The organism is Actinomadura sp. NPDC000929, assembly GCF_040492065.1.
In the GTDB taxonomy this organism is placed as follows: domain Bacteria; phylum Actinomycetota; class Actinomycetes; order Streptosporangiales; family Streptosporangiaceae; genus Spirillospora; species Spirillospora verrucosospora.
Map to the genome: position 1 here is coordinate 19,869 of NZ_JBEUPA010000109.1, position 10,548 is coordinate 30,416.

A 10,548-nucleotide genomic window follows, 5' to 3' on the forward strand; every position below is an offset into this window, starting at 1 on the left:
GGTAAGGGCCACGGCTCCGCTCGGGGCCTTGTCGGACGCGGATCCGTTCGCCGATCATGGTCGTCATGGACGGCGACGCCGAGAATCCGCGGGAGCCCGGCCCGCCGGGCGGCGATTTCGCGCCCGAGGTGACCGGACGTCCGATCTGGCGGCTGCTGCTGAGGGGTCTCGGCGTCTATCTGCCCGGCTGGGAGATGCCCGCGGGCGCGCTGCGCGTCCGGGACGGGGCGCCGCCGGCGGGTTTCGGGCCGCCCGCGTACCTGAACGGCGACGCCGGCTTCGGCGTCCAGGTCCCCGACCGCCGCCGCGGCCTGGAGCCGGACCGGGAGATCTACGTGCGGGGCCGGGAGGACCCGAGCTTCGGGATCGTCGTCGCGGGCCCGTCGGCGGCGATCGGGAGCCGCGTCGTCGACGCCGCGGTGCTGATGCGGTTCGCGAGGAGGCTGACGTTCGAGGAGCTCGTCGACACCGGCGACGCCGACTCCGTCCCGTACGCGGTGCGCGGGGCGCGGGCCGTGGAGAACGCGGTGTTCCTCGACCGCGCCGCCGGGATCGGCCTGTGCGTCGAGGCCGACCCGCGGACCGGCGCCCTGCGCTGCCCCCTCTACGTGCGCATCGGCGGCCCCGCGGAACGTTCCGTGCGGGCCTACGGGGCGGTGGCCCAGCCGGTGAGGTCCCACAGCTGATGGGACGGCAGCCGCCGCAGCCGGACGCTCGCGGCGGCCGGGTCCCAGAACACCTCGTCGCTCTCCAGCTCCAGCGACTGCGCGGCCGTCAGCACCGCGCACAGCAGCTCGTCGCGCGTCCGGACGGCCATGAGCGGGCCGATCTGCGCGACGGCGCCCGAGCACTCCGCCAGCGTCCGCAGGAGCGACTTGAGGGCCGCCTCGTCCTCGGGCCCGCGCGCGGGCTCCACCCCCGCCGGGACGCCCGGCTCCACCCGCGCGAGGCCCCGCCTGGCCTCGCCGACGGACAGGCCGTTGCCGGACCGGGCGCCGGCGCCCGCGGAGATGAGCAGGGCGCTGAACACGCCCGCCAGGTCCTCGCTGGCGTGCCCGCCCAGGAAGTAGCGGCGGCGCTCCGGTGAGCCGGGAGTGCCGTTCGAGCCCTCGGACGTGCGGAACCGGACGGCCAGCCGGCTGGCGCGCACGCACCGCTCGTACATGTCGCCGAGGATGTCCTCCAGCTCCTCGTCGCGCGTCCACAGGCGCCCGGTCGCGGTGACGGCGTCGCCGTGGGGGCGGGGGCGTCCGGTGAGCGCCGCCGTGACGGTGTCGTCGAGCTCGCCCTCGGTGAACCGCAGCAGCTCGGCGACGACGTCCTCGACGTCCTCCAGGGTGCGGGTGAGGGCGCGCTGCAGTTCCAGGATCTCCTCACCGCCGCGCTCCAGGTCCGCGAGCCGGTCGAGCGCCGCTTCGACCTTGCCCTCCACGGGCCCGCCGCCCGCCCCGGTGGCGGCCCGCACCGACGTCTCGACCTCGCCGAGCTTGCGGCGCAGCGCGGCGAGGGTGATGCGCTGCTGCTCCAGCTCGTGCAGCCTGCCCGCCTGGGTCCGCAGGTAGTCGTCCGCCTGGTGGACGAGGCCCGCGAGCTCCTCCACCTGCCCGGTGTTCTGCCGGAGCCGGGTGTCGAGCGCGGGCAGCACGTCCTGCTTGACGCGCGACAGCTCCGCGGTGAGCTGCTCGCCGACGGTGACCAGCACGTTGTTCTGCTTGGTCACCTGGTCGTTCAGTTCGTCGATCCGGCGGGTGAAGGCATGGGCCTGGTCCCGGCTCTGCTTGCCCGCGTACAGTTCGAGCGCCCCCACCACGACGCACATCACCACCAGGATGACCGTCGTCATTGCACTCCTCGGGCGTGACGGTGATTACCGGAACGGCTTTTGATCGCGACCATAACTTACGATCACGCGCGCCGACCGGAACTTACGTAACCGACTGATCTCCATGACCGGCCGGTCTCACCTGTTCTTCCCGTGCCATTCCGTGACGCCTTCCGTGCGCTGGGTGACGAATTCTCAGACGCAGCCCTCGAATTGCGGGACGGTGGTGGTGGCCTTCAACCCGGCGGGGCGGAACCACTTGTCCAGCAGCCGCGGCGCGGTGCCGTCCTGGTACATCCGCGTGATCGCCTTGTTGACCGCCTCGCAGCCGTCGACGTCGCCCTTCCTGATGCCGACGCCGTAGGGCTCGTCGGTGAACGGGGCGTTGACGAGCGTGAGACCGCCGCCGGCCGCCTTCGCCGCGAGGCCCGCGAGGATCAGGTCGTCGGTCGAGACCGCGTCGAGCCGGCCCCCTGTGAGCGCGGTGAGGCAGCCGGCGTACCCGCTCGCCTCGACCGGGAGCGCGGCGACGCCCTGCTCGTCGTGGACGCGCGGGAACGACACCGACCCGGGCACGCGGCAGAGCCGCCGCCCTTTCAGGTCGTCGATGTTCCGGATGGCGCGGGCCTCGGATCTGCGGACGAGAATGTCCTGGTGGGCCACATAATAGGGACCCGCGAACGACACCTTCACCTTGCGTTCCGGCGTGATGGAATAGCTGGCCACCACGAGGTCGACGTCGCCGTCCTGGAGCATTTTCTCGCGGGTCGCCGACGTCACCCGCTTGAACGTCACGTCGCCCGGGCCCACGCCCATCCGCCGGGCGATCTCTTTGGCGATGTCGACGTCGAATCCGGTGAACGACCCGTCGCCCTGGCGTTCGCCGAGTCCCGGCTGGTCGCCGTTGACGCCGATGACGAGCGCGTCCTTTCCGGCGACGGAGTCCTCTCCGGCGTCGGCGATCCCGCACGCCGTCCCCGCGCCGAGGACGGCCGCGGCCGCGAGGAGCGCCGCCGCGATGCTCCGCGCCCTCACTTCGACCACCGGTACTCGGCCAGGCGGGGGCGCACGCCCGCGAGGACGAGCGCGGCGATGACGGCGCCCGCGGCGGGCAGCACCGCGTACCAGCCGCTCGTGCCTCCGTCCCCGTCCTTCACGGCCTCGTCGAACGCCTTCCTGTGGATGGCGACCAGCGCCTGCAGGGAGCGGTCGTACCGGGTGAAGTCGGCGGCGGCCGCGCCGCGGGCGGCGACCGCCTCGTCGCGCTGTCCCCGGTCGACGAGGTCGCGCATCCGGCGGTCGTTGGCCTGGACCTTCTGGTAGTCGGCGAGCACCCTGTTCATGACGTCCGTGAGCTGCGCCTTCTGCCGGGCCGACTGGACCGGCCGGTCGGCCTCGGCTCCGAGGAAGCCGAGGAACTTCGCGCGGCCGGGCTCGAAGGACAGGTCCTTCTGGACGGCCGCGTTGTACTGGGTCAGGTTGCCGGCCTTCAGGTACAGGACGGTCTGCGACTTGCTCAGGTAGACCTGCTCGTAGGCGTCGGCCCGCCCGGGGTCGAGCAGGAACCGGGTCTCGTCGGCGTTCGCGCTGTTGCTGATGGCGCGCGTCCGCGAGAGCCCGAGGATCGAGTCGAAGCCCTCCTCCTTGGCCTGGCGCAGATGGTTCGCCTGGCCGGTGAGCATGAGGGCCCCGGCGGCGACCAGGGTGAGCGTGCCGAGCGTCGCCAGCGCGAGCGGCACGTTGAGCAGCCGCCGGAACCGCCGGGCCAGGTAGAGCTGGAACCCGAGGAGGACGGCCAGGAGGACCAGGCCCGTGGCGAGGACGCCCGTGCGTCCGAGGAGGACCGCCGAGCGCTTGTCCTCGTAGGTGTGCCGGACGAGGGTGCCGTTGTCGAGCGTCAGGTTGTAGGCCTTCGGCAGCAGGTCCAGCTTCATCAGGTCGGTCGCCTGCCGGTACAACTCGACGACCTTCTGCGACGGCGGCCCGGACGCGTGCGGGGACTGCCGGTCCAGCAGCAGGGCCTGCCCGGCGAGGCGCTCGTAGCGGGCGAGCGCGTCCAGCAGGTCCCGGGCCGTGTTGTTCTCGGTCGTCTCGTCGGCGAGCTTCGCGGCCTTCAGCAGCGCGTCGCCGGCCTTGCGGCGGTTCTGGTCGTAGCGGGCGAGCGCCTGCTCGCGTCCGCCGCCCGCCGCGTCGCCGATCAGCAGCGCGTCGGCGAGCTGCGCGTCCATGTCGGAGAGCTGGAAGTACAGGTCGCCGGTGGCGACGACCTGCGGGCCCGCGTCGTGCCCGATGACGCGCACGCCCTCGCGGGCGTTCGCGATCGCCGCCCAGCCGACGCCGAGCAGCGCCACCAGCAGCACGAGCGACAGCGCGGTCAGCGTCCTGACGCGGGACGCGACGGTGCGGGGGAGCAGTCGCGCGAGACCGGACGGGGCCTCGCCGCCCGTCCCGGGGCGCGTGGCGCCGTCGTCCCGGGCGGGCGGCGACGGCTGCGCGGCGGGGGCCGGTCGCCCCGCCGGCGTGGACTGCTGGACGGCCGTCATGTCGCCTCGCCTCGGGTGAGCGTGATGGTGGTCCAGGCGCCCAAGTGGATCCGGTCGCCCTCGGAGACCGGGACCTCCACGTTGTACGGGATGGGGTCGGTGGAGCCGTTCACGCAGGTGCGGTTGGTCGAGCCGGGGTCGACCAGCGTCCAGGTGCCGTCGGGCTTCGCCAGCAGCACCGCGTGGACGTGGGAGACGCCGGGGTCCTCGGGCGGCTCGCGCAGGTCGATCTCGGGCGGGGACGGCTGCGACGAGCTGCGCCGCCCGATGCGGACCTGCTGCCCGGAGAGCGGGATCCGCCGCTCGGGCGCGTACGGGGGGAACGCCAGGGACGCCGAGTCGGGGCCCTCTTCGGCGATGACCGTGCTGTAGTACTCGCGGTCGGCGCTCACGACCGCCGTCCACACCGCTCCGGGCACCGGCGGCGCGGGGACGGGAGGCGCCGGGACCGGGGGAGCGGGAACGGGCGGCGCCGGCACTGGAGGGGCCGGAACGGGCGGGGCCGGCACGGGAGGCGAGGGCGGACGCCGCGGATCCGACGGCCCGCGCTGCGCCGTGCCCGGTCCGGACGGGACGGGCACCGCGGGTTCGGGCTCCGGCGGAGCCGCGGGTTCGGGCTCCGGCGGAGCCGCGGGCTCGGGCTCAGGCGTGGGCCTGCCGCCGCCGATGGCGAAGTCGTAGCCGCACGCCTCGCAGAAGCGGTCGGTGCTGGGCGTCCCGCAGTCGGGGCACGGAGTCCCGCCCGGCGACGGCTGCGGGCCGGACGGGAGGGGGGCCGCGCCGGTGGGGGCGCCCTCGATGCGCTCGCCGCAGACGTCGCAGTAGTCCTGCGCCTGCGAGGTGTGTCCGCTGGGGCAGCTCGCCATGGTCAGCTCTCGCCCCTCCTGGTGGTCACCGTCTCGTCCTTGCGGGTCCGGACCGTCTTGCTGGAGCGCGTGTCGAGCTCCATCTCGTCGGCCTTGTTGACGTCGCGCTTCAGCCGGACGGTGCCGCTCGCCTCGTCCACGACGTCCACCACCTTGCGGAGCATCGCGGTGATCTCGTCGTTGCCGGCCTCGCCCGCGAGCACCACGGCCCGGCCGAGCCGCGCCGTCGCGGTGTCGAGGTCGCCGTCCTTGCGGGCCTGCAGGCCCTCCTGGATCGCCGCGGCCAGCTCCGCCTGCCCGGTGTAGCCCGCCACCCGCGGGTTGATGCGGGTGGACTTCGCCTCGTCGTCGGTCCACTCGGCGAGGACGTTCGCGGTCGCGACGACGCGCGCCTCCTCGCCCGGCGCGCCCGGCACGACGAGCTTCACCCACGCGGCGCGCAGCTCCTTGCCGACCTCGCCCGGCGGCACCTCGACGCAGATGTGGTAGTCGCGGCTCTCGGCGCCCCACGCGCCGAGCGGGTAGTCGCCGGCCTGCGGCGCCGACTCCGCGCGCTTGCCGGTGAGGTCCTCCACCGACGGCGAGACCTGCTTGACGAACCGGAGCCGCGCCGTCTGCGGCGTCCACACGCGCAGGGCGACGTCGGCGACGGACTTGCCCATCGCCGCCTCCGTCATGGCGCGGAAGTCCTCGACCAGCCCGGCCGGGTCGGCGACCATGCCGACGCCGCCGAGCAGCGCGGAGGCGACCTTGCGCAGCTCGGCGACCTCCCAGTCGGTGCCGACGCCGCGGCAGTCGCAGACGAAGCGCCCGCCGCAGCGGGCGAGGGCCGCGTCGAGCTCCTCCGCCGTCTCGTGCTGGTTCTTGCCGTCGGTCAGCAGGATCGCGTGCCGGATGCCGTCGCGGCCGCCGAAGAGGTCGTCGGCCAGCCGCAGCCATGATCCGATCGCGGTGCCGCCGGCCGCCCTCAGCAGGCTCAGCGCGTGCTTGGCCTCCGCGCGGGTCTCCGGCGTCGCCGGGACCGTCCCCTGGTGCCGGGGGAAGACCATCTTGGCCGTGTTGGAACCGGAGACGACGGCGAACTCCACGCCGTCGCGCAGCGTGTCGACCGCGACCTGCGCGGCCGCGATCGCCGCGCGCAGCTTGGTCTCGGGGAAGGACATCGAGCCGGAGGTGTCGATGATGACGACCTCGGACGCCCGGGTCGAGGACGGGACGGGGGCGCCCTCGCCCGCGTCCGCCTCGACGGACACGATGGCGTGCACCTCGCGGCCGCCCTCGGGCAGGTACTTGTTCTGGTCGACGGTGATGCTGAACTGCGGCTCCCTCATCGGGGCTCCTCCGTGCTCTGGGGGATGCTCTCGTGGACGCGGCCGCCGGAGCCGCCGGGGGAGGGGACCGGGATCACGGCGACGGTGATGTTGTCGCGGCCGCCGGCCTCCAGCGCGCGGCTCACCAGCGTCCGCGCGGCGCCGAGCGGGTCGGCCGCCGGGCCCGGCGACTCGCCGCCGGGGCCGGACAGCAGGGCCGCCAGGTCGGCGGCGGCCGGGAAGTAGTTCCAGAGCCCGTCGCTGCACACCAGCAGCGTGCCGGGACCGCCGGGCCGGAACGTCGCCACGTGCGGGTTGACCTGCCCGGCGTCGGCGCCCAGCCACGCGGTGATGACGTGCGCGTTCGGGTGCGCCTCCGCCTCCGCCTCGGTCAGCGACCCCTCGGCGACCATGAACGCGGCCCACGAGTCGTCCTCGGTGAGCCGGCGGGACGCGCCGAGCTCGGCCATGTCGCCGGTGCTGACCTCGGCCCCGTCGATCTCGTCGGGCGCGGGCCCCGCCGCGGCGTCCTCGCCGGACCCGCCGGAGCCGTCCGCGGCCAGCCAGTAGGCGCGGCTGTCCCCGATCCAGCCGACCGTGACCGCCGGGCCGCGCGTCACCGCGGACACGTAGGTGCACGACGGCGCGTCGGACGGCGAGGTGGCGAGCGCGGCGACGGCGGCGGCCGCGCGCAGCGCCGCGTGACGGGTGGCGTCCTCAGCGTCCTCCCCGGCGTCGAGCCGCGCCACCAGCTCGCCGAGGCCGGTGTCGGCCGCGGCGCGGGAGGCCTCGTCGGGACGCTGCGAGGACCCGACGCCGTCGGACACGACCGCCGCGACGCCTGACAGGTGCGCGGCGAGGGCCAGCGCGTCCTCGTTGCGGCTGTAGCGGCGGCCGCGGTCGCTCGCGCCCGCCGCGACGACCGGGCGGGTGCCGTTGCCGCCGGACGCGGCCGGCAGCTCGATCTCGACGTGGTCGCGTGCGGCCGGCTGGCGCAGGCCGCACGTCTCGCAGTAGCCGTCGGCGTCGATCGCCGTCCCGCCGCATCCGGGGCACGGGCCCGCCCGGTCCGCCCGCCGGGCGGACGGCGCGGACTCCTGCCTGATCGTGGCGCCGTCGCGCCCGGTGGCCGCGGCGGGCGGGCCGTCGGCGAGCCGGTGCCCGCACTCCTCGCAGAAGATCTCCTCGGCGAACACCACGGCGCCGCAGGCGGGGCAGGCGAGCTCGGCCGCCTTCCCCTGGTCCGTCCCGGCCGTGCCGGTTCCGGGGGGTTCGGTACCGGCGGTGTCGTCGGCTCGGGTGTGGTCGTCGGTCACAGCAGCGTCCTCGGGCGTACGGCGTTGGCGGAGTCGACGAGCCGGCGGCACTCGTCCCTGTCTCGGGTGCGGCGTGCCAGCTCCCGGTATGTCCCTTCCAGAAGGCGGCGCAGCGGGGCCTCGGCGAGCGCGGCGCCGAACAGGGAGCCGCCCTGCGCCCCGGCCGCCGTGCCGGGACCCGCCAGGATCCAGCCGAGCGCGGCCTCCAGCACCTCGGCGGTGAGCCTGTCGCGGCGCTCGGCGTCCAGGTCGAGGGCGGCGAGCCGGTGGCCGGCGGCGACCAGCTCGGCCGCCGTCAGCTCGGCGGGGGGACGGTCGCGCACCGCCGTCACGACGGCCGCGACCTGCGCGGGCACGTACCGGATGGAGATCTTCGGCACCGAGTCGAGCGCGGCGACGGCTGCGCGGCGGTCGCCCGCCGCCAGATGCACGCGGGCGAGGCCGAAGGCGGCGTTGATGTAGCTCGGGTCGGTGCGCCACACCGTCTCGTACAGGCGGACGGCGTCGTGCGGCGCCGACCGCTCGCGGCAGTAGGCGAGGGCCAGCTTGGGGGCGGCCTCGCCGGGCAGCAGCCCGTACAGCCGGTCGAACAGCGGCGCGGCCTCGTCCACCCGGCCCCGCGCGAGCAGCCCGACCGCGCGGTACCAGCCCACCCGCCAGTCGGAGGGGCGCTCCGCGGCGAGCGCGTCGAGCAGCTCGTCGGCCTCGTCGGCCGCGCCGAGCTCGATCCTGGCGCGGGCGAGCGCCAGCCTGACCTCGGGCGTGCTCTCGGGAGCGTTCGCCGCCGCCTCGGCGGCCTGCGCGGGCTCCAGCGCGCCGAGCCCGGACACGAACGCGGCCGCGGGGTCGGCGCCGTCCACGAGCGGAACTGGCAGCGCCGCCGCGGCGACCGGTGGCGGGACGGGCGGCAGCGCCGCCTCCTCCCGCGCCTCGCCCGCCATCCGCGTCGTGAACCGCTCCGGGCCGAACAGCCCGGACGGGGCGGGGCGCGGGACGCCGTCCTCGGCCGCCAGCACCTCGCGCAGGACGCCGGTGAGCTGCTCGGCCATCTCCGCCGCGTCCTGGAAGCGCGCGGTCGGCTCCCGGTGCGTCGCGCGGCGCAGCAGCCGGTCGTAGGACTCGAACCGCTGGAGGACGGGTATCTCCTCGCGCGGCGGCAGCGAGTCGGCGAACCCCCGGGTGTAGCCCTTGAACGGGAAGCTCAGCACGGCGAGCGCCCGGCCGACCGTGTAGAGGTCGGAGGACACCGAGGGGCCCGCGTCGGCGATCTCGGGGGCCTGGTAGCCGACCGTGCCGTAGATCGCGCCGTCCGGGTCGTCCAGCCGCCGTACCCCGCCGAGGTCGATCAGCCTGAGCTGCTCCTCGGACTGGATCACGTTGTCCGGCTTGAAGTCGCAGTAGACGAGCCCCTGGGCGTGCAGGTACTCGAACGCCCGCAGCACCTCCAGCCCGTAGGCGATGGCCTGCGCGAGCGGCAGGTGCTTCTGGCCGGCCGGCAGCGGCTGACGCAGCAGGATGTCCTTGAGCGACTCCCCGCCCACGTACTCCATGACGATGTAGCCGTCGCCGCCGTGCTGGACGAAGTTGTAGATCTTGACGATGTTGGGGTGCTCGACCTCCGCGAGGAACGCGCGCTCGGCCGCCGCCGCGGCCATCGCGTCGGCGTCGCCGCTGTCGAGCAGGCCCTTCAGGACCACCCAGCGGTCGCTGACGTTCTTGTCCTGGGCCAGGTAGATCCAGCCGAGCCCGCCGTGGGCGAGGCAGCCGAGCACGCTGTACTGGCCGCCGACGAGGTCGCCCGGGACGAGCTTGGGGGTGAAGGAGAAGCGGGCGCCGCACTTGGGGCAGAAGCCCTCCGTGCGGCCCGGGCGGTCGCCGCGCCCGCGGCCGACGGGCTCGCCGCAGCCGCTGCAGTACCGCTTGGCCTCCGCGACCTGCGGGTCGCTCATCACCGCGCTGGAGGGGTCCCGGTAGGGGACGCGCGGCACCTCGACGAGCCCGGCGCCGAGCATGCCGCGGCGGCCGGAGGAGCGGGCCGATCCGGTGCGGGTGCTGCCCGTCCGGGTGCTGCCGGTCGCCGTGCTGCCCGACGCTCCCGTGGCCGCCGACGCGCCCGAGCCGCCGGACGCGCTCGCGGCGGCCTGGACGCGGGCGGTGTACGCGGGCGGTGAGCCGCACACGTCGCAGTAGCCGTCCATGATCGTGCCGGCGCAGCCGGCCTGGTGGCACTGGTCGGGCCGCTCGGCGGGCGGGCGCGGGGCCGGGACGCTCGGCGCGGCGGCCGGAGCCGGCGCGGGCGCGGGCGCCGCCGGTGGGTTGCCGCAGACGTCGCAGTAGCCGTCCGCGATCGTCCCGCCGCAGCCTGGCTGCGCGCACTGGCTCATCGGTCCGCTCCCTTCGCTCGCGAGGTGACGGCCCGCTGGTACGCGTTCAGGGCCACGGTGGCCTTCCGCAGATCGCAGGGAGAGGTCCACAGCAGCTCGCGTGCCTGCTCGTAGGACCGGGCCAGTTCGGCGTCCTCGGCGTGGCCGAGCCGCGCGGCCTTCGCCCGGTAGGCCTGCAGGCGGCCGCGCAGCTCCTCGCGCCGGTCCAGCAGGCCCCGGATCAGGCCGGTGGTCTCGCGTGCCCGCGCCAGCGCCGCGTCCGCGGCGCGTTCCAGGTCGGCGACCCGCCGCGCGGTCTCGCGCCAGC

General features: G+C 75.2%; 8 protein-coding genes and 1 pseudogene. 1 reads left to right on the top strand and 8 read right to left on the bottom strand.

The window, feature by feature from the left end; translation table 11 throughout:
* The first annotated feature begins 65 nt into the window (after positions 1-65).
* Positions 66-686, top strand: coding sequence for a hypothetical protein (locus ABWI04_RS29865; protein ID WP_353834527.1), 621 nt, complete (start codon positions 66-68; stop codon positions 684-686).
* On the opposite strand, the gene ABWI04_RS29870 is transcribed toward ABWI04_RS29865, so the two are convergent.
* The 8 genes and pseudogenes from ABWI04_RS29870 to ABWI04_RS29905 all read right to left on the bottom strand — a co-directional run.
* Positions 647-1,843: a hypothetical protein gene (locus tag ABWI04_RS29870; RefSeq protein WP_345175061.1), complete on the bottom strand. Its 1,197-nt coding sequence runs from the start codon at positions 1,841-1,843 to the stop codon at positions 647-649. The genes ABWI04_RS29865 and ABWI04_RS29870 overlap by 40 nt on opposite strands.
* Before the next feature lie 174 nt (positions 1,844-2,017).
* Positions 2,018-2,857, bottom strand: coding sequence for a glutamate ABC transporter substrate-binding protein (locus ABWI04_RS29875; RefSeq protein WP_502913184.1), 840 nt, complete (start codon positions 2,855-2,857; stop codon positions 2,018-2,020).
* The gene (locus ABWI04_RS29880) at positions 2,854-4,365 is read right to left on the bottom strand and encodes a GlnX family signal transduction membrane protein (protein ID WP_353834529.1); all 1,512 of its coding nucleotides are present in this window, start codon (positions 4,363-4,365) and stop codon (positions 2,854-2,856) included. The genes ABWI04_RS29875 and ABWI04_RS29880 overlap by 4 nt, the downstream gene beginning before the upstream one ends.
* A complete protein-coding gene (locus tag ABWI04_RS29885) occupies positions 4,362-5,231 on the bottom strand; it encodes an FHA domain-containing protein (RefSeq protein WP_353834530.1) in 870 nt (289 codons plus the stop codon). The genes ABWI04_RS29880 and ABWI04_RS29885 overlap by 4 nt, the downstream gene beginning before the upstream one ends.
* Positions 5,232-5,233: 2 nt before the next feature.
* Positions 5,234-6,562: a vWA domain-containing protein gene (locus tag ABWI04_RS29890; protein ID WP_353834531.1), complete on the bottom strand. Its 1,329-nt coding sequence runs from the start codon at positions 6,560-6,562 to the stop codon at positions 5,234-5,236.
* Complete coding sequence (locus ABWI04_RS29895) at positions 6,559-7,857, bottom strand: protein phosphatase 2C domain-containing protein (RefSeq protein WP_345175072.1); 1,299 nt, start codon at positions 7,855-7,857, stop codon at positions 6,559-6,561. Before ABWI04_RS29895 ends, ABWI04_RS29890 begins: the two co-directional genes overlap by 4 nt.
* Positions 7,854-10,241, bottom strand: a complete 2,388-nt coding sequence (locus ABWI04_RS29900) for a serine/threonine-protein kinase (protein ID WP_353834532.1) — start codon at positions 10,239-10,241, stop codon at positions 7,854-7,856. The genes ABWI04_RS29895 and ABWI04_RS29900 overlap by 4 nt, the downstream gene beginning before the upstream one ends.
* Positions 10,238-10,548: pseudogene (locus tag ABWI04_RS29905) on the bottom strand (hypothetical protein); the annotation flags it as partial. The gene ABWI04_RS29900 and the pseudogene ABWI04_RS29905, both read right to left, overlap by 4 nt.

Coding starts and splice junctions, on each gene's coding strand:
- ABWI04_RS29865 (WP_353834527.1), top strand. CDS start 66: ATGGACGGCGACGCCGAGAATCCGCGGGAGCCCGGCCCGCCGGGCGGC.
- ABWI04_RS29870 (WP_345175061.1), bottom strand. CDS start 1,843: ATGACGACGGTCATCCTGGTGGTGATGTGCGTCGTGGTGGGGGCGCTC.
- ABWI04_RS29880 (WP_353834529.1), bottom strand. CDS start 4,365: ATGACGGCCGTCCAGCAGTCCACGCCGGCGGGGCGACCGGCCCCCGCC.
- ABWI04_RS29885 (WP_353834530.1), bottom strand. CDS start 5,231: ATGGCGAGCTGCCCCAGCGGACACACCTCGCAGGCGCAGGACTACTGC.
- ABWI04_RS29890 (WP_353834531.1), bottom strand. CDS start 6,562: ATGAGGGAGCCGCAGTTCAGCATCACCGTCGACCAGAACAAGTACCTG.
- ABWI04_RS29900 (WP_353834532.1), bottom strand. CDS start 10,241: ATGAGCCAGTGCGCGCAGCCAGGCTGCGGCGGGACGATCGCGGACGGC.